Annotated in this window: 24 protein-coding genes and 1 pseudogene; 12 read left to right on the forward strand and 13 right to left on the reverse strand. The window is 71.7% G+C overall.

Translation table 11 applies throughout. The features are described 5' to 3' along the window. Positions 1 to 146 precede the first annotated feature (146 nt). Entirely contained in the window at positions 147 to 1418 is a 1272-nt protein-coding gene (locus ABZ490_RS10770) for an MFS transporter (protein ID WP_358987503.1), read from the forward strand. A gap of 34 nt (positions 1419 to 1452) precedes the next feature. Here the strand turns inward: ABZ490_RS10770 and ABZ490_RS10775 are convergent, their stop codons facing one another. From ABZ490_RS10775 to ABZ490_RS10805, 7 genes are all read right to left on the reverse strand, one after another. Further along, positions 1453 to 2553 (reverse strand): ionic transporter y4hA, encoded by a 1101-nt coding sequence (locus tag ABZ490_RS10775; protein ID WP_358987506.1) that lies wholly within the window; start codon positions 2551 to 2553, stop codon positions 1453 to 1455. A 66-nt stretch (positions 2554 to 2619) separates the two neighbouring features. After that, positions 2620 to 2937 carry a hypothetical protein gene (locus tag ABZ490_RS10780; protein ID WP_358987508.1) on the reverse strand — a complete coding sequence of 106 codons (318 nt, stop codon included), beginning with the start codon at positions 2935 to 2937 and terminating at the stop codon, positions 2620 to 2622. Positions 2938 to 3062: 125 nt separating this feature from the next. After that, a complete protein-coding gene (locus ABZ490_RS10785) occupies positions 3063 to 4064 on the reverse strand; it encodes a TerC family protein (protein ID WP_358987510.1) in 1002 nt (333 codons plus the stop codon). Positions 4065 to 4297: 233 nt separating this feature from the next. Next, entirely contained in the window at positions 4298 to 6322 is a 2025-nt protein-coding gene (locus ABZ490_RS10790) for a TerD family protein (protein WP_358987513.1), read from the reverse strand. Between the two features lie 54 nt (positions 6323 to 6376). Beyond that, on the reverse strand, positions 6377 to 6955 hold the full coding sequence (locus ABZ490_RS10795; RefSeq protein WP_358987516.1) for a TerD family protein: 579 nt from the start codon (positions 6953 to 6955) through the stop codon (positions 6377 to 6379). 160 nt (positions 6956 to 7115) lie between these two features. Then, the gene (gene uvrB, locus ABZ490_RS10800) at positions 7116 to 9269 is read right to left on the reverse strand and encodes an excinuclease ABC subunit UvrB (RefSeq protein ID WP_358987519.1); all 2154 of its coding nucleotides are present in this window, start codon (positions 9267 to 9269) and stop codon (positions 7116 to 7118) included. Between the two features lie 83 nt (positions 9270 to 9352). Beyond that, a complete protein-coding gene (locus tag ABZ490_RS10805) occupies positions 9353 to 10216 on the reverse strand; it encodes an MHYT domain-containing protein (protein ID WP_358987522.1) in 864 nt (287 codons plus the stop codon). A 276-nt stretch (positions 10217 to 10492) separates the two neighbouring features. Between ABZ490_RS10805 and ABZ490_RS10810 the strand changes: the two genes are divergently transcribed. The 4 genes from ABZ490_RS10810 (at position 10493) to ABZ490_RS10825 (ending at position 13994) form a co-directional block, all read left to right on the forward strand. Continuing rightward, complete coding sequence (locus tag ABZ490_RS10810) at positions 10493 to 11365, forward strand: glycerophosphodiester phosphodiesterase family protein (protein ID WP_358987525.1); 873 nt, start codon at positions 10493 to 10495, stop codon at positions 11363 to 11365. 60 nt (positions 11366 to 11425) lie between these two features. Further along, positions 11426 to 11980 (forward strand): methylated-DNA--[protein]-cysteine S-methyltransferase, encoded by a 555-nt coding sequence (locus ABZ490_RS10815; RefSeq protein ID WP_358987528.1) that lies wholly within the window; start codon positions 11426 to 11428, stop codon positions 11978 to 11980. Positions 11981 to 12129: 149 nt separating this feature from the next. Continuing rightward, positions 12130 to 13038 (forward strand): pseudouridine-5'-phosphate glycosidase, encoded by a 909-nt coding sequence (locus ABZ490_RS10820; protein WP_358987531.1) that lies wholly within the window; start codon positions 12130 to 12132, stop codon positions 13036 to 13038. After that, positions 13035 to 13994, forward strand: coding sequence for a sugar kinase (locus ABZ490_RS10825; protein ID WP_358987534.1), 960 nt, complete (start codon positions 13035 to 13037; stop codon positions 13992 to 13994). The genes ABZ490_RS10820 and ABZ490_RS10825 overlap by 4 nt, the downstream gene beginning before the upstream one ends. A gap of 258 nt (positions 13995 to 14252) precedes the next feature. Here ABZ490_RS10825 and ABZ490_RS10830 read toward each other — a convergent pair whose 3' ends face one another. Then, positions 14253 to 15047: a methyltransferase gene (locus tag ABZ490_RS10830; protein WP_358987536.1), complete on the reverse strand. Its 795-nt coding sequence runs from the start codon at positions 15045 to 15047 to the stop codon at positions 14253 to 14255. A gap of 258 nt (positions 15048 to 15305) precedes the next feature. Here ABZ490_RS10830 and ABZ490_RS10835 point away from each other — a divergent pair, with 258 nt between their 5' ends. Then, positions 15306 to 16433 (forward strand): magnesium and cobalt transport protein CorA, encoded by a 1128-nt coding sequence (locus ABZ490_RS10835; RefSeq protein WP_358987538.1) that lies wholly within the window; start codon positions 15306 to 15308, stop codon positions 16431 to 16433. A 51-nt stretch (positions 16434 to 16484) separates the two neighbouring features. Here the strand turns inward: ABZ490_RS10835 and ABZ490_RS10840 are convergent, their stop codons facing one another. Both ABZ490_RS10840 and ABZ490_RS10845 read right to left on the reverse strand, forming a co-directional pair. Beyond that, a complete protein-coding gene (locus tag ABZ490_RS10840) occupies positions 16485 to 16910 on the reverse strand; it encodes a CBS domain-containing protein (protein ID WP_358987541.1) in 426 nt (141 codons plus the stop codon). Between the two features lie 123 nt (positions 16911 to 17033). Further along, a complete protein-coding gene (locus ABZ490_RS10845; protein ID WP_358987544.1) occupies positions 17034 to 17675 on the reverse strand; it encodes a uridine kinase in 642 nt (213 codons plus the stop codon). Positions 17676 to 17797: 122 nt separating this feature from the next. Between ABZ490_RS10845 and ABZ490_RS10850 the strand changes: the two genes are divergently transcribed. From ABZ490_RS10850 to ABZ490_RS10860, 3 genes are all read left to right on the forward strand, one after another. Beyond that, a complete protein-coding gene (locus tag ABZ490_RS10850; RefSeq protein WP_358987547.1) occupies positions 17798 to 18646 on the forward strand; it encodes a DUF2293 domain-containing protein in 849 nt (282 codons plus the stop codon). Between the two features lie 2 nt (positions 18647 to 18648). Further along, a complete protein-coding gene (locus tag ABZ490_RS10855) occupies positions 18649 to 19128 on the forward strand; it encodes an anthrone oxygenase family protein (RefSeq protein ID WP_358988026.1) in 480 nt (159 codons plus the stop codon). Between the two features lie 147 nt (positions 19129 to 19275). After that, positions 19276 to 20763 (forward strand): glutamate synthase subunit beta, encoded by a 1488-nt coding sequence (locus ABZ490_RS10860; protein WP_358987550.1) that lies wholly within the window; start codon positions 19276 to 19278, stop codon positions 20761 to 20763. Positions 20764 to 20897: 134 nt separating this feature from the next. Here the strand turns inward: ABZ490_RS10860 and ABZ490_RS10865 are convergent, their stop codons facing one another. From ABZ490_RS10865 to ABZ490_RS10875, 3 genes are all read right to left on the reverse strand, one after another. Next, entirely contained in the window at positions 20898 to 21710 is an 813-nt protein-coding gene (locus tag ABZ490_RS10865; protein ID WP_358987553.1) for an SAM-dependent methyltransferase, read from the reverse strand. A gap of 125 nt (positions 21711 to 21835) precedes the next feature. Continuing rightward, positions 21836 to 22090 carry a DUF397 domain-containing protein gene (locus ABZ490_RS10870; protein WP_055638138.1) on the reverse strand — a complete coding sequence of 85 codons (255 nt, stop codon included), beginning with the start codon at positions 22088 to 22090 and terminating at the stop codon, positions 21836 to 21838. Continuing rightward, entirely contained in the window at positions 22091 to 22951 is an 861-nt protein-coding gene (locus ABZ490_RS10875; RefSeq protein WP_358987556.1) for a helix-turn-helix transcriptional regulator, read from the reverse strand. It abuts the gene before it with no gap. Positions 22952 to 23225: 274 nt separating this feature from the next. On the opposite strand from ABZ490_RS10875, the pseudogene ABZ490_RS10880 reads away from it, so the two are divergent. The 3 genes and pseudogenes from ABZ490_RS10880 to ABZ490_RS10890 form a co-directional block, all read left to right on the forward strand. Then, positions 23226 to 23885: pseudogene (locus ABZ490_RS10880) on the forward strand (ATP-binding protein); the annotation flags it as partial. A 360-nt stretch (positions 23886 to 24245) separates the two neighbouring features. Next, entirely contained in the window at positions 24246 to 24902 is a 657-nt protein-coding gene (locus ABZ490_RS10885) for a hypothetical protein (protein WP_358988049.1), read from the forward strand. Continuing rightward, positions 24899 to 25339 carry a hypothetical protein gene (locus ABZ490_RS10890; RefSeq protein WP_358987559.1) on the forward strand — a complete coding sequence of 147 codons (441 nt, stop codon included), beginning with the start codon at positions 24899 to 24901 and terminating at the stop codon, positions 25337 to 25339. The genes ABZ490_RS10885 and ABZ490_RS10890 overlap by 4 nt, the downstream gene beginning before the upstream one ends. Positions 25340 to 25493 lie beyond the last annotated feature (154 nt).

Here is a 25493-nt window from a genome sequence, read left to right on the forward strand (position 1 = left end):
CGGTCTATCACGGGGGAACGGCGCACCGGGAAGCCGTCCCGGCCCTCCGCCGCCCCTGCGGTCACCCCCGTGCGCCCCCGTAACCGGTCGTCACCATGGGTAGTTGACGCGGCATGCACGATGTACGCACCGTAAAGGCGCCCTCCATGCCACGCCTCGCCACCGCCTCGCTCGCGGGGACGGCCATCGAGTTCTACGACTTCTTCGTCTACGGCACGGCGGCCGCGCTGGTCCTCGGGCCGCTGTTCTTCCCGACGTTCTCGCCGCTGGCGGGGACGCTGGCCGCGTTCGCGACGTTCGGCGTGGGCTTCGTGGCGCGGCCGCTCGGATCGGTGCTCTTCGGGCACATCGGGGACCGGCGCGGGCGGCGTCCGGTCCTCGTCGCCTCGCTGCTGCTGACCGGGGCGTCCACCGTCGCGGTCGGCTGCCTCCCGACGTACGACCGCATCGGGGTGACCGCGCCGCTGCTGCTGCTCGTGCTGCGGTTCCTCCAGGGGCTGGGGCTCGGCGGGGAGTGGGGCGGGGCGGTGCTGCTCACGGCGGAGCACGCGCCCGCCGACCGGCGCGGGCTGTGGTCGAGCTTTCCGCAGGTCGGACCGGCGGTCGGGTTCGTCCTGGCCAACGGGGTGGTGCTGGTGCTGTCGGCGACGCTGACGGAGGCGCAGTTCGCGGCGTGGGGGTGGCGGGTGCCGTTCTGGGCGGCCGGGGTGCCGGCCGTGCTCGGGCTGTGGCTGAGGTCGTCGCTCCCGGAGAGTCCCCGGTTCCTGGAGCTCGGCGACCACGCGCGCGTGCCGCTCGCGGAGGTCGTGCGCGACCACTGGCGGCTGGTCCTGCTGACCGCGGGCGGGCTGGCCGTCGGGTACGCGATCTTCTACGCCGTGACCACCTGGTCCCTCGCCTACGCCACCGAACGCCTCGGCGTGAGCCGCACCGTGATGCTGACCTGCATCATGGGCGCGGTGGTGGTGAAGGGCGCGCTGACGCCGGTGGCGGCGATGCTGGGCGACCGGTTCGGACGCCGGCCCCTGTGTCTCGTGGGCTGTGCGGCGGCTGCGTTGTGGATGCTGCCGATGGTGGCGCTGCTGTCGACCGGCGCTCCCCTGGCGATGTTCCTCGGGTTCCTGGGGGCGCTTCTCGCGTTCGTCACGATGTTCGGGGTGATCGCGGCCTATCTTCCCGAGCTGTACGAGCCGCGGGTGCGCTGCACGGGCGCGGCGGTCGGCTACAACCTCGGCGGTGTCCTCGGGGGTGCGCTCACGCCGATCGTGGCGACGGCCCTGGCGGAGCACTCGGGGCGGGTCCCGTGGGGGGTGGGCGCCTATCTCACGGTGATCGCGCTGGTCAGCCTGGGCTGCTTCGCGCTGCTGCCGGAGACCCGGCCGGTGCGGCTGCCGGCCGTGCAGCCGGTCCTGGAGTGATCCGTGGCGAAACGTCGGGGCGGCCGGGGCGGCGTCAGGGGTTGATCGCCAGTTCCAGGTAGGCCAGGAAGAGGACGAGGTGGACGCCGCCCTGGAGCGGGGTGGCCCGTCCCGGCACCACGGTCAGGGAGCTGACCACGACGGTCAGCGCGAGCAGCACCATGTAGGTGGCGCCCAGGCCCAGGACGAGGGGGCCGGAGAGCCAGACGGAGGCGAGGGCGACCGCGGGGATCGTCAGGCCGATGCTGGCCATGGCGGAGCCGAGCGCCAGGTTGAGGCTGGTCTGCACCCGGTCGCGACGGGCCGAGCGCAGGGCGGCGATGGTCTCGGGGAGCAGCACGAGCAGCGCGATGACCACGCCGACGACGGCATGGTGCAGTCCGGCCGCCTCCACCCCGGACTCGATCGTGGGCGAGACGCCCTTCGCCAGGCCCACCACCCCGATCAGGGCCAGGCCGAGGAGGCCGAGGCTGATCCGTGCCTCCCGGGAGGACGGGACTCCCGCGTGGTCGTCGGCGGTGATCACTTCTCCCTGGCGGGTGACCGGCAGGAAGTAGTCGCGGTGCCGGACGGTCTGGGTCGCCACGAACAGGCCGTACAGGATCAGTGAGGACAGTGCGGCGAAGGTGAGCTGGACGGCGGAGAACTCCGGTCCCGGTTTGCTGGTCGTGAAGGTCGGCAGGACCAGGCTGAGGGTGGCGAGTGTCGCCACGGTGGCGAGGGCGGCGCCCGTGCCCTCGGGGTTGAACACGGCCGTGCCGTGCCGCAGCGAGGCGACGAGGAGGCAGATGCCGACCACGCCGTTGCAGGTGATCATCACGGCGGCGAAGACCGTGTCCCGCGCCAGGGTCGAGGACTTGTCGCCGCCGTCCACCATGAGGGTCACGATCAGGGCGACCTCGATGACCGTCACGGCGATCGCGAGGACGAGGGAGCCGAAGGGTTCGCCGACCCGGTGGGCGACGACCTCGGCATGGTGCACGGCGGCCAGGACGGATGCGGCGAGGACCGCGGTGACCAGCACGACGACCGCCACAGGAAGGTCGCGGCCCCAGGTCAGGACCAGGAGCACCACGGCCAGCACCGGCACGAGGGTCGTCCACCGGGTGGTGAGCGTCCTGAGCCGAGCGATCATGCAGCGATCGTCGCAGAGCTGTCGGGGCTTCGCATTCCGGCTCCTACGGCCGGTGCGGCCCTCGCGTCATTCGAACGCGGTGACGTCCTCGACGTCGCAGTCGGTGAAGGACGGGGGCTTGGTGCAGAGCGCTGCCATCCGCTCGGCGAACTTGCTCGTCCCGGGGGATTCGCTGTTGCGCATGGCCTCCTCGTAGGAGTCGAACTCGACCACGACCAGGTAGCGGTCCGGCCGGGTCCTGTCCTTGAGGACGAGGCGCCGCACGGGGCCGCCGGCGCCGTCCCCGAGTGTCTGGTCGCCCTCCTCGGCGAGTGCGCGCATCTCGTCGATCCGGTCGGTCTCGAAGTCGATGATCTGGACGAACTTCTGTGAACTGCCGCTCATGGTGCCTCCGCCCGTAACGGGCGCCCCTGGTGCGGGCGCCCGTGTCCAAAGGAAGCACCGGGGGCGGCGGTCGGCAATGCGCCGCGCGCCGCCGGCCGGGCTGGTTGTTCCTACGTCGTCCGTGGTCAGGCCTGGATGCTGTCCTTCGGAGCGCCTTCGCTCTCCGTCCGCGCCGCCTCGGCCGCCGCCTGCTTCTTCGAGGCGCGCAGGCTGGTGATCGTGGTGACGATCAGGACGGCGCAGATGACGCCGAGCGAGACCGGGATGCTGATCTCGGGGACGTGGACGCCGGACTCGTGCAGTGCGTGCAGCACCAGCTTGACGCCGATGAAGCCCAGGATGATCGACAGGCCGTAGCTGAGGTGGACCAGCTTCTTCAGCAGGCCGCCGATGAGGAAGTACAGCTGCCTCAGGCCCATCAGCGCGAAGGCGTTGGCGGTGAAGACGATGTACGGGTCCTGCGTGAGGCCGAAGATCGCGGGGATGGAGTCCAGCGCGAACAGGACGTCGGTGGTGCCGATCGCGAGCATCACGACGAGCATCGGGGTCATGACCCGCTTGCCGTTCTGCTCGATCCACAGCTTGGTGCCGTGGTAGCGGTCGGCCACGCCGAACCTGCGCTCGACCGCCTTGAGCAGCTTGTTCTCCTCGAACTCCTCATCCTCCTCGTCGGCCCGGGCCTCCTGGATCAGCTTCCAGGCGGTCCAGATGAGGAAGGCGCCGAAGAGGTAGAACACCCAGGCGAAGCTGGCGAGGATCGCGGCGCCCGCGGCGATGAAGACGGCCCGCAGGACCAGGGCTATGAGCACGCCCACCAGCAGGACCCGCTGCTGGTACTGCGACGGGACGGCGAACTTCGCCATGACCAGGACGAAGACGAAGAGGTTGTCGACGCTGAGCGACTTCTCGGTGATGAAGCCGGCGAAGAACTCTCCGGCGGGCTGGCCGCCGCCGAAGACGAGGAGGCCGAGGCCGAAGAGCCCGGCCAGGGCGATCCAGACGACGGTCCAGATGCCCGCTTCCTTGATCGACACGTCATGCGGCTTGCGGCCGATGAAGAAGTCGACCGCGATCAGGGCGGCCAGACCCACGATGGTGAGAACCCACAGGTTCAGGGAAACATCCACTGCGCCTCCGGCAGTACGTAACGGCAGGTGATCAGCGTCGTCGCGCTGCCGGAGGTCTCTTCCACCCGTCCCCGGCGGGACGGGCCGGCGTCCCGGGATCCACTTCGATCCGTATTGACGGGTGCGCCGCAGCCAGGGAGTACTCCCCTCCGTACGGAAAACAGTACCCCAATCACCAAGGAAAGGTAAAGGGGCAAGTAAAAGAAAGACCAAATTCCCTGGTCAGGGCGGCTTTACGTGTACTTGGTACGCGCGCTCGCGACCTGGGCCAGCACCTGCTGGAGGATCTCGCTGCCGGGCGGCACGAGCGCCGGTTCATAGGTCCAGGCGTGCCCCACCCAGGGGTCCGCGAGATGGTCGTCGGGCACCGGGGTCAGCCGGAGCAGCCCCCGCCACAGCGGATCCAGCAACGGTCCGTAACCGGAGGCGTCCTCCCGGTCGGCGACCAGCATCAGATGGACACCCACGGCGGGACCCTCGTCCGCGAGGTACCGGAGCTGGTTGACGGCGCGGTCGTCGAAGCCGTGCGGGAAGTCGTTGACGACGAGGAGCTGCTGGGAGGTGTCGAAGCCGGGCGGGAGGGAGTCGGCGGCGCCTCCGCGCACCGCCATCTGCACCAGGTCGACGCGCTGGGTCAGCCGGCCCAGGACGTCCGCCACCCCCGCCGCGCCGGCGGCCGGCGGGGCCGCGAGCACCCCGGCCCGGACGAGCGGTGCGAGGGCCTGCGCCCCGGAGCCCGCCGGATCGACGACGTGCACGGTGAACTCGTCCGCCGGATACACCGCCAGCAGCCGGGCGGTGTGCGCCACGGCCGACACCAGGGCGAGATGCCGCAGCTCGTGGGAGTCGACGAACGGCTCCTCGGCCGATCCCGAGGCGCCGCTGTCGATCCACAGCCCGCGCTCCAGCGGGAGACGGACCAGCATCGGGATGCGCAGCGGGTCGCTCTCGGGGAGGTGGAGGTCGCCGAGGCGCAGCGCCATGGGCATCTCCATCGGGACGCGGTAGGCGTGCCAGACGGGGCTGTCCCAGCGGGCGTAGGCCGGGGGCAGCGCCGGTTCGACGACGTCGGACTCGGCGCCGAGCTGGACGAGGTCCCGCTCCAGGGCCTGCCGGGCCTGGTCGACGAGTTGGATGTGCCGGGCCTGGGCCGCCTCGCGGGCCGCGTCCCCCTGGCCGCCGATCCTGCTCCGCGGGTCGGACAGGACCTGGTCGAGCTCCTTCTCCATACGGGTGTCGGCGAAGTCGACGGCGGAGCGGTAGGCGGACGTGGTGCGGGCCAGGTCCTCGAACATGCCCCAGACCTGGTTGTAGAGCCGCTCCTCCATCGACCAGCCGGTCGCGTCGCCCGCGACGGGCACGGCGGGCTGCCCCGGCCGGGCCGGCGGCGCGGTGGGCGGGGGCGGCGGCGGAGCGGCGTTCCGTCGGCCGGGGTGGACGTAGTCGACCGGACCGCCGGCGGTGGGCGGAGTAGGTGGGACCGGCTGAGGGGTGCCGGAGTCCGCGGGTGCCGTGCCCGTGGGAACGGGATCCGACGGCCCGCCCGTCGGCGCGGAACCCGTGGGAGCGCCGGGCTGGTAGCCGGTGGCGCCCTGCGCGCCGTACCCGGAGCCGCTCTGGTCCGGGCCGAGGGCGGACGCGGCCGCCTGCCGGGACCGGTCACCGTCGGACGTACGCGAGGGCGGGGCCGGGACCGAACGGGCCAGCCCCTGGGCCACCGCCTCGTTGATTCCGGCCGCGAGCTGCTGCGCCTGCGGCAGTCCCTGGTCGGTGAGGAGTTCGGCGAGGCCGCCCGCGTACCCCTGGCCGACGGCCCGCACCTTCCAGGCGCCCTGGCGCCGGTAGAGCTCCAGGGCGACGACCGCCGACTCGGCGCCCAGACCGGTGACGGTGTACCCGGCGACCTCGGTGCCGTCGAGGCCGGTCACCTTGACGGCGGGGGGCGGCACGGAGCCGAAGCTGACCGGGCCTCCCCCGTCGCCGGTGGGCAGGGAGAGCAGGACGTTGACCCGGTGCACGCTCGCCGGCATGGCGTCCAGGTCCACGGCGAGCCGGTGATCGGCGGCCGCCTGCCGGGAGACCTCCAGACCGGGCAGGGTCGGGGAGCCCGGGTGGGCCACCCATTCGACGCCCTGCGCCCTGCCGTTCTCGTCGCTGAGCGTGGCCGCGGCCACGACCGGCGTGCCGGCCGAGATCCTGATCTCGAGGCGAACCGTGGAGAGCGGGTGGTTCTGCCCCCGCACCAGCTCGGCCGTCATCGCCTGTCCCCCTGTGTCGCGTGTGGTGATGTCGTGTCGGTCGGCCGGGGCCTGTTACAGGAGCGGCACGAGGGCCGGCATCAGGTCCTGGAAGGTACGGCCGTTGGCCGGGGCACCGAGGGCCGTCATGGTCCAGCCCGCGCCCGAGCGGTGCACCTTGGCCATGATCTGGGCCGTGTACGCGCCACCGCCCGCGAGCGTGTAGCGCGCCAGCTCCTGGCCGTTGGTCTCGTCGACCAGGCGGCAGAAGGCGTTCTGCACCTCCTGGAACGTCTGGCCCGTGAAGGAGTTCACGGTGAAGACGATCTGGTCGATGTGGACCGGGATGCGCGCGAGGTCGACGAGGATCGCCTCGTCGTCGCCGCCCTGGCCGACACCGCCGACGAGGTTGTCACCGGTGTGCCGGACGGAGCCGTCGTCGCTCACCAGGTGACGGAAGAACACGACGTCCACGGGCTGCTTGTCCGCGAACAGCACGGCGGAGGCGTCGAGGTCGATCTCCCGGGTACGGGAGCCGAACAGGCCACGCCGCGGGGCCGCCTGCCAACCGAGACCCATGCGGACCGCGGTCAGGCTGCCCCCGTCGTTCTTCTGCAGACTGATGGCCTGGCCCTTGGTCATGTTGACGGTCACGGGCTGATTCCCCTCTCGAACTGTCCCCTGTTGCCGCGGAGTCCGCGGTTGCGGAAAACCCTACGCACAGGCACTGACCGTGCCGTACCCGGGCACGCACTTTGTGTCGGTCTTGCAACACTGCGCGTCGCGGACCGGGCACGGCGACCGCACGGGTCCGTCAGGCCAGACCCGCCTCCCTCATCTGACGCAGTTCCTTCTTCATCTCGGAGACCTCGTCGCGGATCCGGGCGGCGACCTCGAACTGCAGGTCCGCGGCGGCGGCCCGCATGCGCTCCGTCATCTCCTCGATCTGCTCGGCGAGTTGGGCCGCCGGGCGGTCGGTGGGGACGGTCTCCTTGGCCTTGCCCTTGGCGGACTTGGACGGGGTGCCCCCGGCCGCCCGGGCCGCCTTGTCGCTGAGGGAGGGCACGGGGGCCTTGGTGCCGCGTCCGTCCTTCTTCGCCCGGTAGCCCGAGCCGAGCAGCTGCTCGGTGTCGACCTCCTCGCGGGCGATCTGCGCGACGATGTCGTTGATCTTCTTGCGGAGCGGCTGCGGGTCGATGCCGTTCGCCTTGTTGTAGGCGACCTGCTTCTCGCGGCGGCGGTTGGTCTCGTCGATGGCCCGCTCCATGCCGGGCGTGATCTTGTCGGCGTACATGTGCACCTGGCCGGAGACATTGCGCGCCGCGCGGCCGATGGTCTGGATCAGCGAGGTGCCGGAGCGCAGGAAGCCCTCCTTGTCGGCGTCGAGGATCGCCACCAGGGAGACCTCGGGCAGGTCGAGCCCCTCCCGCAGGAGGTTGATGCCGACCAGGACGTCGAACTCACCGGCGCGCAGCTCGCGCAGCAGCTCGATGCGGCGCAGGGTGTCGACGTCGCTGTGCAGGTAGCGCACCTGGATGCCGAGTTCCAGGAAGTACTCCGTGAGGTCCTCGGCCATCTTCTTGGTGAGCGTGGTGACCAGGACGCGCTCGTCCTTCTCCACACGGGTGCGGATCTCGTGCACCAGGTCGTCGATCTGGCCCTCGGTGGGCTTGACGACCACCTCGGGGTCGACGAGGCCGGTGGGGCGGATGATCTGTTCGACGACCCCGTCCCCGCGGGAGAGCTCGTACTTGCCGGGCGTCGCCGACAGATACACGGTCTGCCCGATGCGCCCCTGGAACTCCTCCCACTTCAGGGGACGGTTGTCGAGGGCGGAGGGCAGCCGGAAGCCGTGGTCGACGAGGGTCCGCTTGCGGGAGGCGTCGCCCTCGTACATCGCGCCGATCTGCGGGACGGTCACATGCGACTCGTCGATGACGAGCAGGAAGTCGTCCGGGAAGTAGTCGAGCAGGGTGTTCGGCGGGGAACCGGGCTCACGGCCGTCGAAGTGCATCGAGTAGTTCTCCACGCCGGAGCACGAGCCGATCTGGCGGAGCATCTCGATGTCGTAGGTGGTCCGCATCCGCAGCCGCTGGGCCTCCAGGAGCTTGCCCTGCTTCTCCAGCTCGGCCAGGCGCTCCCCCAGTTCCTTCTCGATGTCGTTGACGGCCCGCTCCATCCGCTCCGGGCCGGCGACGTAGTGGGACGCGGGGAAGACGTACAGATGCTCGTCGTCGCTGATGATCTCGCCGGTGAGGGGGTGCAGCGTGGACAGGGCCTCGATCTCGTCGCCGAACATCTCGATGCGGACGGCGAGCTCCTCGTAGACCGGGAAGATCTCGATGGTGTCGCCGCGCACCCGGAAGGTGCCGCGGGTGAACGCCAGGTCGTTGCGCGTGTACTGGATGTCCACGAAGCGGCGCAGCAGCTCGTCGCGGTCGATCTCCTCGCCGACCTTCAGCGGGACCATCCGGTCCACGTACTCCTGCGGTGTGCCGAGGCCGTAGATGCAGGACACCGAGGCGACCACGACGACGTCACGCCGGGTGAGCAGCGAGTTGGTTGCGGAGTGGCGCAGCCGCTCGACCTCCTCGTTGATCGAGGAGTCCTTCTCGATGTAGGTGTCCGACTGCGGTACGTACGCCTCGGGCTGGTAGTAGTCGTAGTACGAGACGAAGTATTCGACCGCGTTGTTCGGGAGGAGCTCGCGGAATTCGTTCGCCAGCTGGGCGGCCAGGGTCTTGTTCGGCGCCATCACCAGGGTGGGCCGCTGGAGCTTCTCGATCATCCACGCGGTGGTGGCGGACTTGCCGGTGCCGGTCGCGCCGAGGAGGACGACGTCCTTCTCGCCGGCCTCGACGCGCCGGGCGAGCTCGGCGATGGCCGTCGGCTGGTCGCCGCTGGGCTGGTAGGGGCTGACGACCTCGAAGGGCGCCACCGTGCGTTCGATGTGAGAGACGGGCCGCATGCCATCCACCGTACGACCCCCCACTGACAACGGGGCCGGATCAGCGGTTTCGTGCGGGCGGACCGCGTTCCGGAGGCGCGGGGTCAGCGGTTCTGCGGGGTGCGGGACTCGCGGTGGGAGACCTTGCGGCGGGGCCGCAGCACCGGGCGGCGGGCGGAGTGCTGCACGCTCGGATGCGCCGGGACACCGGGCTTGTGTTCGACGGGGGTCCAGCGGGGCTTGCCCACCATGAGGGGGTCGAACATCACGACGACGCCGGCCAGCACCAGGAAGGCAAGGGGGCCGATCAGCATCGGCGCGAGGAGGGTCGCGGGAGAGTCGCCCTCGGCCGGGCTGCCGGTCGTGTGCAGGTGGACGCTCAGCGCGGCCATGCCCGTGTAGTGCATGCCGGTGACGGCGAGCCCCATGACGAGGCTGGCGCCCACGCTCCACAGGAAGCCCCTGACCTGTCCGGCCGACCACAGTGCCGCGGTGGCCGCGGCCATGGCTATCGCGACGGAGAAGCCGACGGTGACGGTGTTGTACTCCAGCTTGCCGTTGAACCGCATCCCGGCCATGCCCAGGTAGTGCATCGACGCGATGCCCAGGCCGGTGATGGTGCCGCCGGTGAACAGGGCGGTTCCGGTCGCGCCCCGGTAGCCGACGATGAAGACCCCCACGCCCACCATGAGGATGGCGACGCCGAGGCTGGCGTAGGTCGTGGGCTTGTCGTAGTGGATCGGGGCACCCCTGACGGTGAAGCCCATCATCGCGATGAAGTGCATGGTCCAGATGCCGGAGCCGATCGCGGCGGAACCGAGGGCCAGCCATCCGGGGCGCCAGGAATGGGCGACGAGCAGGGCTCTGGTGGTGCAGCGCAGGCCGAGCGCACCGCCGAGGCAGGCCATGAGGTAGGCCACCAGCGGGGTGACGATTCCGTAGCTGAATCCGTCGACCGTGCCTTGCATGCGCGGTTGCCCTTCCGCCCTGTTGCTTGCTTTTTTCCTTTACGCGCCCCTCCCAGGGCCGCGCGAGCGGCCAAGGCTGAGAGAGAGTATGACTCCCACCGGAATGGTCGAACGATTTTCCGGCAAAGAAACACGTCCTTGCCGCACATGTGCGGCAGCGGTAAACAGCCTCGATCGTCTCCTTCTTTCATCCTCCGGTCATCCCGCACCCCCTCCGTCGTCGACTCTGTGCTGTCACAGTTGAGCTGTACGTGAGCGTCGACGCGAGGAGTACCCATGCATGCGCGCACAGTAGCCGTCGCGACCACCGCGCTCCTGGGTACCGTCGCCCTCGTGCTCCCCGTCCACGACGCCCGGGCGGGCATCGCCACCCACGCCGTGGTCGTCGCCCACCGGGGTGCCTCGGCGCTCGCCCCGGAGAACACCCTGGGCGCCGTCGACGAGGCGGCCGCCCTGGGCATCGTCTGGGTGGAGAACGACGTCCAGCGCACCAAGGACGGCGAGCTCGTGGTGATCCACGACGACAGCCTCCGCCGTACGACGAACGTGGCGGAGGTCTTTCCCGGCCGTGCACCCTGGAAGGTGAAGGACTTCACGGCGGCCGAGATCGCCCGGCTGGACGCGGGAAGCTGGTTCGGCGCGATGTACACGGGCACGCGCGTGCCCACACTGAAGCAGTACATGCAGCGCGTGGAGCACCATCACCAGAAACTGCTGCTGGAGATCAAGAACCCCGAGCTGTATCCGGGGATCGAGCAGCAGACGCTGAAGCTGCTGGGCAACGAGGGCTGGCTCGACCAGCAGCATGTGAGCGGACGGCTGATCGTGCAGAGCTTCAGCGCCGACAGTCTGCGCACGGTGCACGAACTGAAACCGGCGGTACGGACCGGCCTGCTGGGCAGGCCGGCCGAGGCGGACCTGGCGCGGTACGCGGTCTTCGCCGATCAGATCAACCCCTCGCACACCGGCCTGGCCCGGGACTATGTCGACGCGGTGCACGCCCTGAAGGGACCGCACGGCAAGCCGATGAAGGTCTTCGTCTGGACGGTCGACGACGCCGCCAGGGCGAGGACCGTCGCCCGGTACGGGGTCGACGGTGTGATCACCAACAAGCCCGACGTGGTGCGCAGGGCCCTGTACCGGTACTGAACGGCCTGGTCAGGGCCGTTGTCGGCGGCGTTGTCAGTGGCAGGCCGTACGGTGGGGCCCATGAACAGTCTTGGGCGGGACGGGCAGCAGGTCGTCTGGGCCGTGGTCGGCACCGACATCGGTCCGCTGCTGCTGGCCGCGACCCACGAGGGCCTGGTCAACGTCGTGTTCCACGCCACCGGGGCGGTCCGTGACCAGGCGCTCGGCAGGCTCGCGGGCCGACTGGGCGCGGAGCCCGTCGAGGCGCCCGGCTCCCCGCTGCTCGCCGAGGCGATACGCCAGGTCGACGCCTATTTCGCGGGTGAGCGGCACACGTTCGACCTGCCTCTGGACTGGTCGCTGATCTCGGGCTTCAACCGCCAGGTCCTGCGCGAGCTGGCCTCCGGAGTGCCGTACGGCGCGGTCGTCGGCTACGGCGATCTGGCCCGGCGGGTCGGGCAGCCGGGGGCGGCGCAGGCGGTGGGGACGGCGATGGGCGCCAATCCGCTGCCGGTCGTCGTGCCCTGTCATCGGGTCGTCGAGCGCGACGGCGGCATCGGCGGGTTCGGGGGCGGTCTGGAGACCAAGCGGAAGCTGCTCGCGCTGGAAGGGGTCCTGCCCGAGCCCCTGTTCTGAGGGTCCTCCGGGCCACCGGGCTCCTCGCCGACGGACGTCGCCTCCGCCATGCGTCGCGGGCCGGTGGTGTCCCCCACAGACGGCCGGGGTTTGGCCGGGTGCGCCGCCCGCCAGAGATGAGGGAAGGCCCGAGGACAGGAGACAGGCACATGGTGCTGGTGGTGTCGGAAGAGGTGCGGGAGGCGGTCGACGCGCGTCGCCCCGTGGTGGCTCTGGAGTCCACGATCATCGCTCATGGGCTGCCGCGCCCGCGCAACCTCCAGGTCGCGCGGGAGCTGGAGGCCGCCGTCCGCGCGGAGGGCGCCGTTCCGGCGACGATCGCCGTACTGGACGGGCGGCCCCATATCGGCCTCGACAAGGAGCAGGTGGAGCGGGTCGCCAACGAGGACGGCATCCGCAAGCTGGGCCATCGTGATCTGCCGCTCGCGGTGGCCTCGGGGGCGAGCGGGGCGACCACGGTGTCGGCGACGGCGCTGCTCGCGGCGCTGGCGGGGGTCCGGGTGTTCGCGACGGGCGGGCTCGGCGGGGTGCACCGGGAGTGGACGGTGACCCAGGACGAGTCGGCCGACCTGGGGCTGCTCGCGCGGACCAGGATCACGGTGGTGTGCGCGGGCGTGAAGTCGATCCTGGACGTTCCGGCGACCTTGCAGCGTCTGGAGACCCTGGGCGTGGCCGTCGCCGGATACGGCACGGACCGCTTCCCGGGCTTCTATCTGTCCGACTCGGGGCATCCGGTGGGCTGGACGCTGGAGACGCCCGCGCAGGTGGCCGGAGTGATGCGGGCCCAGGACGCGCTCGGCGGGCCGGAGTCGGCGCTGATCGTCGCCAACCCGGTGCCCGAGGAGGAGCAACTGGATCCCGAGGTGCACGCGCGGGTGCTCGCGGACGCGCTGCACGCGTGCGAGGAGGCGGGCGTCACCGGTCAGGGGGTCACTCCGTTCCTCCTCGACCACCTGGTCCGGCACACCGACGGGGCGTCGCTGAGCGCGAATCTGGCGGCCGTGCGCGGCAACGTCCGCCTGGCGGCCCGGATCGCGGCGGCCTGGGCCGAGGGATGACCGGACGCCCGGGCGGGGCGCTGCTGGTCGTCGGGGACGTGGTGACGGACGTCGTCGCACGGCACCGGGGGCCGCTGACGCCGGGAACGGACACGGCGGCCGTGATCCGGACCCTGCCGGGTGGCGCGGGCGCCAACGTGGCGTGCTGGGCGGCGCACCGGGGCTGTGCGGACGTACGGCTGCTCGGCCGGGTGGGTGCGGACTCGGCGGCCTGGCACGAACGCGAGCTGACCGCGTGCGGGGTACGGCCCCGGCTCGTCGTCGATCCGCAGGCACCGACCGGGACGGTGATCTGTCTGGTGGACGCGCAGGCGGCGGCCGAGCGGACGTTCCTCACCGACAGCGGGGCCGCGCTCCGGCTGGAGCCCGACGACTGGTCGGACACCCTGCTGGACGGGGTGGGCCGTCTGCATCTGTCGGGCTATCTGATGTTCTCCGCGTCCGGTCGGGCCCTGGTCCGTACGGCGTTGGCGTCGGCACGGGCGCGCGGGGTGCCGACGAGCCTCGATCCGGCGTCGGCGGGCTTCCTCGTGGAGCTGGGCGCCGAGCGTTTCCTCACGCTCGTCGCGGGGGTGGACATCCTGCTGCCCAGCCGTGACGAGTCGTGTCTGCTGACCGGGTCCCCGGACGGGGCGGAGGCGGCGGCCGAGCTGAGCCGCCGGGTCCCGCTGGTGGTGGCCAAGCAGGGGGCCGACGGGGCGCTGATCGCGCGCGGCGGCGCGGTCGTCGCCGCCGTCCCGGCCGTCCCCGCGACGCCCCGCGACACCACGGGCGCGGGCGACGCCTTCACGGGCGCCTTCCTCGCCTCCCTCCTCCGGGGCGACGAGCCCGCGGAAGCGGCCGCCGAGGGGTGCCGGGCGGGAGCCCGCGCGGTGGAACGGATCGGCGCCCGCCCGCCCACGCCGGGCGACGAGACGACCCAGGCGGTCACGAACGGGGCCCGGGTCACCGGATGAGGCGACGTCGACGGGACGCATCGGCTCGGTCACCGGCGGGTGGCCGAGCGGTCTCCGGCGCGTGGATGAGCAGTTTCCGGGGGGGACGGCCCAGTGGTCCCCTGATCGGGTGGCCCGGTGCTTGACGGACGGCCGACGGGTGCTCGGCGGACGGCCGGGCCGGCGCCGGGCGCCGGCGCTGGCGCTGGCGCTGGCCGTGGACATCCGATCGCGGGACCGCTGGGCCGTCGCCGTCCCCGACGGGCAGTCCCTTCGGCTCTACGCCTTGCGCCCCCACGCGGAGATCATGGGTGCCGTGGCCAGGTCCATCGTGCCGGAGGCGACATGGGTCAGGTGGCGGTCGATCTCCTCGGCGGTCGCGAGACCGGCGCTGACGAGTCCGTCGCGGATCTGGCGGACCGTCGCCGACTCCAGGGCGGCGCACGCGGGTGAGGTGACCGGGAAGTAGGCGTCGGCCTCGACGCGCTGGAGTCCGGCCTCGCGAAGCAGGCGGGGGAGCTTACGGCCGTAGGAGAGGTCGGCGCCGCGGTCGGCGAGCAGCGTGCGGAAGCCGTGGCGCAGCCGGTTGGCGAGCTGCTGTTCGGGGCCGTGCTCGTCGGGGCAGAGCAGGGGCTGAAGGGCGGGGTCGCCGTCCTCGACGAGCAGGCGTCCGCCGGGGCGCAGGGCCGCCACCATGGAACGCAACGCCCGCTCCCGGTCCGGGACATGGACCAGGACGAGCCGGGCGTGCACCAGGTCGAAGCCCTCGGCGGGCGGTTCCTCGACGCCGACGTCGTGGACGCGCACCTCGACCGGGGGGCGAGCGGCGGCGGCGAGCCGTGAGGTGTCGATGTCGGTCGCGACGACCTTCCCGGTGGGGCCGACCTTCTTCGCCAGCCAGGCCACGACCGAGGTCCCGCCGGCCCCGACCTCCCAGCAGCGCCAGCCGGGGCCGACGCCCAGCCCTTCGAGGTGGCGGAACGTCGTGGGGTCGAAAAGGGTGGCGAAGGCGTCGAAGCGTTCCGCCGCCTCGGACTGCCGGTTGTCGAGAAGGTACCCGTCGGTTCGCGTCATGTGCTGATCATCCCAGTTTCCCCTCTTTCCGGAGGCGGTCGACGCGGCCATGAATCCATGGCGGGGCACAGGGGTGTTCCTCTCGGAGAGGGCGGGGAATCGGTACCGGTGGTGGCCCGCAGCCCCGTTGTCCACAGGCGGGAACAAACCGGAACCAGCCCTTTCCACAGGCTTACCCACGGCATACGCGAGCCTGGCAGACTGGCCCGACCAGGGCGCGGGAGTACGGCGCGAGGAGAGCCACGCAAGGAGATCCAGATGACCATGGCAGGGAATCTGCGGAAGGTCACCGGCCTCGGCCGGGTCGGCGGCCTGCGCGGGGTGGCCCGGCTGGCCCGGCGCCGTGCCCGGGTCGATCTCAGTCACCACGCGCGCTCCCCGCTGGGCTCCTCGGTGGTGAACTGCGTGACCTACCAGGAGGGTGTGAGGGCCCCTGTCTGCGAGGATCTGGTCGAAACGGTCGAGCGGGTCCGCAAGAGCGGCCAGGGCTTCGTCTGGCTGGGGCTGCACGAACCGACGAACGCCGAGTTCGCGGGCATCGCCGAACTCTTCGACCTGCATCCGCTGGCCGTGGAGGACGCCGTCGAGGCCCATCAGCGCCCCAAGGTCGAGCGGTACGGCGAGACGCTGTTCGCGGTGTTCAAGACGGTCTGCTACGTCGAGCACGAGGAGCTCACCGCGACGAGCGAGGTGGTGAACACCGGCGAGATCATGGTGTTCGTCGGCCAGGACTTCGTCGTCACGGTCCGGCACGGGCGGCACGGCTCACTGGGCCCGCTCCGCGAGGAGCTGGAGTCCGATCCGGGGCAGCTCGCCAAGGGCCCGTCGGCGGTGCTGCACGCCATCGCGGACCATGTCGTGGACGACTATCTGAACGTCACGGACGCCGTGCAGGCGGACATCGACCAGGTCGAGGCGGACGTCTTCGCGGAGAACGGGGCACGGGCCGACCCGGGGCGCATCTACCAGCTCAAGCGTGAACTCCTGGAGCTGAAGCGGGCGGTGGTCCCGCTGAAGCGCCCGCTGCTGGACCTCGCCGACCGTCCGGTCCGAGTGATCGAACCGGAGATACAGGCGTACTTCCGGGACGTCTCCGACCATCTGCTGCGAGCCACGGAACAGATCGCCGCGTTCGACGAACTGCTGAACTCGATCCTTCAGGCACACCTGGCGCAGGTCACGGTCGCGCAGAACGAGGACATGCGCAAGATCACCGCCTGGGCCGCGGTGATCGCGGTGCCGACGATGGTCTGCGGGGTGTACGGCATGAACTTCGACCACATGCCGGAGCTGCACTGGAGGTTCGGCTATCCGCTGGTCATCGGCGTGATATCCGTGGCCTGCCTGGTGCTGTACCGCGGCTTCCGGCGCAACGGCTGGCTCTGAGGGCACCCGGCCCCGGGCGGCGGCAGGGCCGGGTCGTCGTGGGGGGCGCGGTCAGGGACCGGTCCTGGCGTAGACGCTCTCGGCCCAGGAGGCGATCTGACCCTCGGTCAGATGCCGGGCGAGGTCGGCCTCGCTGATCATGCCGACCAGTCGCTTGTTCTCGATGACGGGGAGCCTGCGGATCTGGTGGTCCTGCATCTCGCCGAGCACGTCACCGACGTCGGCGCCCGCGTCGATCCAGCGCGGGGTGCCCCGGGCCATCTCCCCGGCGGTGACCTTCGCCGGGTCGCGGCCCATGGCCACGCAGCCGACGACGATGTCGCGGTCGGTGAGGATGCCGCAGAGCCGGTCGTTGTCGTCGCCGATGGGCAGGGCTCCGACATTGAGTTCGCGCATCAACTGTGCGGCGCGGTCGAGGGTTTCATGGGCGGGGATCCAGCGGGCGCCCCGGTGCATGATCTCTCCGGCTGTGGTCATGGGTACCTCCCGGTACCGGACGGCCGGCGCGGCACGGAGAGCACCGCTCGTCCCGGCGCCCCTCCATTCTCGCCGTGCCCGCGGACACCCGCATCTCACCCGGCGGGCCACCCGCGCCCCGGCTCACCCGCCCCACGCCGGGTGGCGCGGATCGTCCGCACGGACCAGGACGTCGGCCGTGGCGGCGGGGTCGGTCTCGGTGGCGTAGGTGTCGAAGGCGGGAAGCGTCCACCGGTCCGCGTCCGGGGTGCGCCGGCGCAGGGCGGCCGGGGAGAGCTGGACATGGACGGTGAGGTCGAAGGGAAACCAGTGTCGCAGGAGGAGGGGGCCGTGCAGCAGCAGGAAACCGCCCGGCGGGAGGTCGACGTAGGAACTGCGGGTGGCCCGGTCGGTGGCCGGGTCCCAGAAGTCGGGCAGGATCCGCCCGTCGCCGCCTGCCTCCAGGGGGCCGAACACCTCGCGCCAGAGGGTGCCGGTGTCGAACCAGCCGTCGTAGTAGGCCTCGACGTCGTGCCGGCCGTACTCCAGACGGAGGGAGGCGGGACGCAGGAAGCCGTGCGCGTCCACGACGCGGGAGGCGCGGCCACGTATCCGCAGCGCCTCGGCGACGCGGGTGGCGAGGTCCCCGGGGCGGGCCGCCGGGGCGCCGTCGAAGGCGATGCGGGGCCAGGGGCTGCCGTCCGCCGGCTTCAGATCGAGCAGCCGCTCGGCGAGGAGGTCGCCGAGCCGTTCCCAGGTGATCGCTTCGAGTCGCACACGGCCCATGATGCGTCAGGCACCGGTCGCGACGCGTCGCGGTCGCCGTCCGGCGGCGGATCGCCCCGTGCCGGCGCGACCCGAGATGCCGGCCGGGTGCTACCGCGCCCACCAGCGGGAATGAAGCCTGCATGGCAGCACTGGCAACTCCCCCGCCCCGCACCGGCCTTCTCGTCGTGCAGCCGCTCCGGCGGAAGTACTGCGCGGGCTGCCGCCGGGGGCCGCAGCCGATGCTGGTGCTGGAGGAGGGCGGGTCCCACTGCCTGGACTGCGCCGACCTGGGGCACCTGGTGTTCCTGCCACGCGGGGACACGGCGCTGACGCGCAGATCGCGGGAGGAGAGCGGGCTGTCGGCGGTGGTCGTGCGGTTCAACCGGCGCAAGGGGCGCTACGAGCGGCAGGGCGTCCTGGTCGAGGAGGCGGGACTCGCCCGGGCCGAGCAGCGGTGCCTGGCCGACGCCGACGCCCGGCAGCGGCGCCGGCTGCGGGACGCGCGGCGGCGGGCGGCGGCGGACGCGCGCTTCACGGAGGCGTTCGCGGCGGAGATCCTGCGCCTGCTGCCCGGCTGCCCGGTGACGCGGGCCCGGGAGATCGCGGCCCACGCCTCCGTGCGGGGCAGCGGGCGGGTGGGCCGTAGCGCCGCCGGGCGGGCGTTGACCGAGGGCGCGGTGATCTCGGCGGTCGCGGCCTCCGTACGGCATCTGGAGACGCCGTACGACGAACTGCTGATGAACGGCGTGCCGCGCAACGAGGCGAGACGGCGGATCGGCGCGCGGGTGGAGGCTCGGCTGCGGGAGTGGCGGGGGGCGCGGGAGGGTGGGGGTGGGTGGGGTGGGGAGGGGGGAGGGGCCCCCTCCCCGGTCGGCACCACACCGGTCCGACCGGCACCACAACGGTCACCGACCACATCCGGGATATCACTTGAGGTGACAGTGCCGGGACAGGCAGGATCTTCGGACGACAGGGGGAGTTCAGGGTGACAGTGATCGACGGGCCGTATCCGATGCTCGCGCTGCTCGGCGCCGTCACGACGGGGGTGATGGCGGGGGTGTTCTGCGCGTTCTCGGTGCTGGTGATGCGGGGGCTCGCCAAGCTGCCGGCGGCGCAGGGGGTCGCCGCGATGAACGCGATCAACTCCTCGGCGATGACGCCGGTGTTCCTGGTGCTGTTCCTGGGGGCGGCGGGGCTGTGCGCGGGGATCGCGATGGTGACGTTCCTACTGTGGCCGGACGAGGGGACACTCCCGTTGCTGCTGGGCAGCGGGCTGTATCTGGTCGGTGCCTTCGGGGTGACCGTCGTGGCGAACGTGCCGCGCAACGAGACGCTGAGGAAGCTGGAGCCGGGGGCGCCGGAAGCGGCGGCGTACTGGCCGACGTACGTACGCCAGTGGACGCGCTGGAACCATGTGCGGGCCGCCACCTCGGCGGCGGCGGCGATCGTGTACGCGATATCTCTGGTCTGAGTCAGGGTCTCGGGTCCGGGTCGGCCCGGTCTCTGTTCGGGCCCGGTGTCCGCCTCTCTGCACGGCGTACGGACCGGACGTATCGTGGCCGAAAGAGTGCCGCCCGCTGACGCTCGGCCTGTCCACGCGTACGCAAGGAAGACGCCCATGGCCGATCCCAAGGGATTCATGACCACCCCCCGCCAGGACTGGCCCCGTCGGCCGGTCGAGGAGCGGGTCCGGGACTGGGACGAGGTGTACGTCCCCGGCGCGCTCCTGCCCATCGTCAGCAAGCAGGCCGACCGCTGCATGGACTGCGGCGTCCCGTTCTGTCACGACGCGTGTCCGCTCGGCAACCTGATCCCGGAGTGGAACGACCTGGTGTCGCGGGAGGACTGGCGGGCGGCGAGCGACCGGCTGCACGCGACGAACAACTTCCCCGAGTTCACCGGGCGGTTGTGTCCGGCGCCGTGCGAGGCGGGGTGCGTCCTCGCCATCAACCAGCCCGCCGTGACGATCAAGAACGTCGAGGTGGCGATCGCCGACCGGGCCTGGGCCGACGGGTTCGCGCCGCCGAATCCGCCGGACCGGCTCTCGGGGAAGACGGTGGCGGTGATCGGTTCCGGACCGACGGGGCTGGCCGCCGCGCAGCAGCTGACCCGGGCCGGGCACACGGTCGCGGTGTACGAGAAGGACGACCGGATCGGCGGGCTCATGCGGTACGGGATCCCCGCGTTCAAGATGGAGAAGCACCATCTGGACCGGCGGATCGAGCAGATGGTCGCCGAGGGGACCCGGTTCCGTACGGGGACGGCGGTGGGCCGGGACGTGGGTGCGGCGGAGCTGCGGGCGCGCTACGACGCCGTGGTGATCGCCACCGGGGCGACGGCCTGGCGGGAACTTCCGGTGCCGGGCCGGAAGCTGGCCGGGATCCATCAGGCGATGGAGTATCTGCCGCTGGCCAACCGGGTGTGCGAGGGCGATCTCGAGGTCTCGCCGATGTCGGCGGCCGGACTGCACGTGGTGATCGTCGGCGGCGGGGACACCGGGGCGGACTGCCTGGGGACGGCGGTTCGCGAGGGCGCGGCCTCGGTGACCCAGCTGGACATCTACGCCCAGCCCGGCGCGGTCCGCGACGAGGACACGGATCCCTGGCCGACGTACCCGAAGATCTACCGGCTGTCGGCCGCGCACGAGGAGGCGCGGGATCTGCGCAGTGCGCCGGCGGCCGACGCGGACGCGCGCCTGTTCGCGGCGTCCACGCTCCGCTTCGCCGGGGACGAGGACGGGCGGGTGCGGTCGTTGCATCTCGTCGAGGTGGACGCGGCGCGGCAGCCGGTGGCGGGCAGCGGGCGGGAGCTGCCGGTGGACCTGGTGCTCCTGGCGCTCGGTTTCTCCGGGCCCGACCGGGCGGACGGGCTCGTGGACCAGTTGGGGCTGACGCTGGAGCCGCGCGGCACCATCGCGCGGGACCGTGATTTCGCGACGAACGTGCCGGGCGTGTTCGCCGCCGGGGACGCGGCACGGGGCCAGTCGCTGATCGTGTGGGCGATCGCGGAGGGGCGTGCGGTGGCGGCGGCCGTGGACCGCCGGCTCTCGGGCGGGTCGCGACTGCCGGCGCCCATATCGCCGTACGACCGGCCCATGAGCGTGTGACGAGCCGTCCGGGACGGCGTAAGCCATCCGGGACGGCGTACCGGAATCCCCTGGCGGCCTCCCGCTGTAGGGAGGCCGCCAGGGGATCAGGATCCCGGGGGTCCGGGCTACGGCTGGTGGGCTGCGGCTGGCGGCTACGGCTTGCGGGCCACCGCCCCGTAGCCCGGGATGACCCCATCCTCCTGGCCCGGGACCGGCTCGCCGAGTTCGGGGTGCCAGTCGGGTACGACCGCCACGCCCGGGTCGACCAGGTCGAGGCCGTCGAAGAAGCGGCCGAACTCCTCGCGGGAGCGCAGGGCCAGGGTGACGCCCGCGGCCTTGAGTTTCGCCGTGGCCGCCGCGGACTCCTCCGGGGTGAAGTCGGCGGTGGCGTGGGTCATCATCAGGTAGCTGCCCGAGGGGAGTTCGGCGAGCAGCCGGTCGACGAGTTCGTGCGCGCCGTCCTCGTCGGGGACGAAGTGCAGCAGCGCGACCAGCGACAGGGCCACCGGCCGGGTGAGGTCCAGGGTCTTCCTGGCCCCCTCGACGATGGCGGCCGGGTCGCGGACGTCCGCCTGGAGGTACTCGGTGGCACCGCCGGGCGTGCTGCGCAGCAGTGCCGCCGCGTGGGCCAGGACGATCGGGTCGTTGTCGCAGTAGACGACGCGGGCGTCCGGCGCGATCTCCTGGGCGACCTGGTGCAGATTGGGCTCGGTGGGGATGCCCGTGCCGATGTCCAGGAACTGACGGACGCCGTTGTGGGCCAGCCAGCGCGTGGCGCGGTGCATGAAGGCGCGGTTGACTCGTGCCATCACCGGCACGCGCGGGTCGAGCGCGAGCATCTGGCGGCCCATGGCCTCGTCGACGGGGTAGTTGTCCTTGCCGCCGAGGTACCAGTCGTACATCCGCGCGGGATGGGGCTTGCTGGTGTCGATCTCGACAGCGGGGGCGGGTTCCTGCCCGGTCATGAAACGCTCCGTAAGACGCAACGAATAATCAAGTCAGTGCCAAATCAAGGAAGTTGAAGGACAGAGGTGAACAGGGTGGCGGCAGGGCAATCGAGAGGCATCGATGGCGATCAGGTCAGAACAGGTCAGGACAGCAGGAAGTCGGCATCCCCCGCCTTGGCCCCCTCGATGAAGGCCGTCATCTCGTCGGTGGTGTAGATCAGCGCCGGACCGTCCGGGTCGGTCGACTGGCGGACGGCTATCCGGCCGTCGGCGAGCTTCATCGCCTCCAGGCAGTTGCCGCCGTTCCCGCCGCTCCAGGGCTTGTGCCAGCCTTCGCTGCCCAAGTCCCGCGCGGGCATGCCGTTGTAGACCCGTTTGCGCGGCTTGATGCGATCCATTCACAGCTCCTTGCGGAAATCCCTGAGGATCTCCTTCGTGCGATGTGCAGTAGCGGCCTGCGCCGCCATGCGGTCCATGACCTCGAGATGGGTCGCCACCTCGGTGCGCGCGTCGAGATAGACGGCGCCGGTCAGGTACTCGCTGTAGACCATGTCCGGAAGCTCCGGCATGGCGAATCGGAAGAGCACGAAGGGCCCGTAGGTGCCGGGGTGCGGCCCGTTCGAGAACGGGGCCACCTGAAGCGTCACGTTGGGCAGCTTCGTCGCCTCGAGCAGTTTGTCGATCTGCGCGCGCATCACCTCCGGGCCGCCCACCGGGCGGCGCAGCACCGTCTCGTCCATCACGACCCACAACCGGGGCGCGTCCTCACGAGTGAGCAGTTCCTGGCGTTGCATGCGCAGGTCGACGAGACGCTGGATGTCCTCCGGCCGGGTCTGGCCGATGGCTCCGGACTTCAGGACCCCGCGCGCGTAGTCCTCGGTCTGGAGCAGACCGGGGACGAAGTGCGGTTCGTACTGGCGGATCAGGGCGGCCGCGCCCTCCAGGCTGACGTGCATGGAGAACCAGCCGGGCAGGACGTCGTGGAAGCGCTGCCACCAGCCGGGCCTGTTGGCCTCCTCGGCCAACTGCACGAACCCCTCGGCCTCCTCGTCCGTGACGCCGTAGGCCTTCAGCAGCAGCTGGAGATACGGGATCTTCAGGCCGACCTCGGCCATCTCCATCCGGCGGACGGTGGCGGGGGCGACCCGGAGGATACGGGCGGCCTCCTCGCGCTTGAGCCCTGCGCGTTCCCGCAGGTCCAGCAGGCGCCGGCCGAGGACGACCTGTCCGACGGTCGGCGCGGACCGCGGTTCGCTCACGCTCCACCTCCACGAAGAGCCCCGGCCGCCCGGTCGTCTCGGCCGCGCTGAGCAGCCTCCGACCGGCCGGTGACGGAACGAATCCTGACAGCCTTACGGCGCCATTCGAAGACCTATTCGAACGATCTGTACGACTACGTACGGATCTCCGGTGATCCCAACTGGCGCCGCTCAACATGCTGTTGCGAGCAGTGTGCCACGGCCCTCCACCGCGTCACACAGCACTCTGCATTTTTCAGAGTGACACTTGCCAAGTGTTCACGGCGCGGCGATAGTGGCAAGCGTGATTCCGTCCGCGCCTTTAGGAACAGACGCCGCCGCAGGCCGCCCCCAGGGTCTCGGTGCCGCCCCGGGAGCAGGCCCCGACCAGGCCGCTGCCGAGCGCCGGTTCCGATTCGAACTGGCCGCCCATCCGGGTTCCCCAGCCCAGGCCAGACGCCTGGCACGGGCCCGGCTGACCGGCTGGTCGGTGTGCGAGGACACCTGCGACACCGCGGCTCTCGTCATATCCGAGCTGGTCACCAACGCGATCGTGCACACGGCCAGTGATGTCGTCGTGTGCGAGCTGCTCGACGGTGACGACGTGCTGCGCATAGCCGTACGCGATCAGGGCTGTACCGCCGACGATCCGCATCCCTCCCCGCAGCGTCCCGAGGAGGAGCACGGGAGGGGATTGCTCCTCGTCGAGGCCCTCTGTCACGCGTGGGGTGCGCAGGAGCACGGCTCCGGTCTGCTGGTCTGGGCGGACTTGCCGCGCGGTGCGGACGGACCGGCGACGGCCGCGGAGCCGCAGGCCGACACCGATGCCGACACCGACACCGACACCGACACCGACGCCTTCGTCGAGGATCACGCGGAACCGCGCGACGATCTCGGCTGGGGTGCCCGCCCGAAACCCGGCCCGGCCGACGGCTCCGGGGACGAGGACGAGGCGGTGGAGCAGCTCCACCGCGAGCGGGTCCGGCCCGGCCAGATCCACCCCGGCCGGTCCGATCGCGACCGGTCTGATTCCGCCGTGATCGATTCCGAAGCGGCCGATTCCGAAGCGGCCGATCACGATTCGGCGGATCACGATCGGCCAGATCGCGACCGGACCGATCGCAACCAGCTCCACAGCGACCGGCTCCCTCGGAACGGGATCCGCCCCGGCCAGGCCCGCCCCGACCAGTCTCACCGCGAACAGGCCGACTCCGAGCGATCTCACTCCGACCAGGCCGGTCCGGAGCGGTCCCGCCGCGAGCAAGCCGACCGCGACCAGGCCCGTCGCGATCGTGGACCGCAGGGTTCCGCCCCGGTGCCGCGTCCCGCACCCTCGCGCGGTGCGGCGGAGGCGTACGCGGCCGAGCTGATGCGCCGGGCCCCGTCCGGTATGCCGAAGCCCGGCCAGAACCCGGGCAGGCCCCCGGCCAAGGAGCACCACGGCCCGGAGCAGCGCGCGGCCAACCCCTTCGGCCCGGAGCGCCGCACCCCGGAGCAGCGGGTGTCCGACCTCTGCGTCCTGGAGCACCAGGGCCCGAGCCACCACGCCCTGGACCAGACCGCCTTCGGGCACGCGCCGCTGGGCCACACCTGCGTGAGCCACAGCCACGGTCACGGTCCGCTGAACCACCGCGCGACAGATCACCGCACGGCCGATCACCGCACGCCCGACCACTGCGCACCGGCCCACCGCGCACAGGATCACCGCGCCCCGGAGCACCGCACCGCCGACGCCCTCCGCGCGGACGAGCGAGGCCCGGACCACCGCATCCCACCCCAGCACCAGGCGACCGGCCACTCCACCGGCCGCTCCCCCGCTCCAGCCGTCCCCGTGGCCCCCGCCACTCCCGTCGGCGCCGCCACCCCCGTCCCGTCCGTCGGTGAAGCCTCCGTCCCGCTCCCGTTCCCCGGCGTCGGGGGCGGTTCGGGGCTCGCTCGGTTCGAGAGAAGCCGAGAGCGAGGGAGGGCATGAGCGGCGCGCCCGGCCGCAGGCCGGTGCGCTCCCTCGACACGCTCGTCCGGCTGCGGCGCGACCTGGGCCCCGTCCCGGAGCCTCCCCGCCGGCTGACCGTGCCGGACGGCATGATCGCCCCGTTGGGCTGCGACGCCGTGGCCGTACCGGCCGGTATCGGCCCGCTGCTCATGCCCCGCCTGCCCCGCGTGGGCTGCATCTACGCCGACGAGGCGCACTGGTGGTGGCTCGTCCCGTCCGACTCCGACTACGCCCTGGACTGGCCCGCCCCCGCGCGCTACACGCCCGGCGCGATCGTCCCGGAGTCGCTGCCCGCCCCGGATCTCGTCCACCGGCCGGAGGGCACACTCCCGTACACCCCGCCGATCCCGCTCTACCTGGCCCTGTGCCGCCTCACGGGCACGACGCCCACCTGGTCCCGTCCGATCAGCGCCTAGCACCCCTCCCACGCCCCTCCCGCCCCCCTCCGGCCACCCCTGCCCCGCCACCCCCGGCGTACGCCCCCGCGCATCCCGCTTCCGCGTCCCGCGCCCTGTCCTGCCCCGTCGCCTCTCGGGATAGTGGCCGTTCGTCCACGATCGCGGGAGGCGC

Source organism: Streptomyces sp. NPDC005811, from assembly GCF_040630405.1.
Lineage (GTDB): Bacteria > Actinomycetota > Actinomycetes > Streptomycetales > Streptomycetaceae > Streptomyces.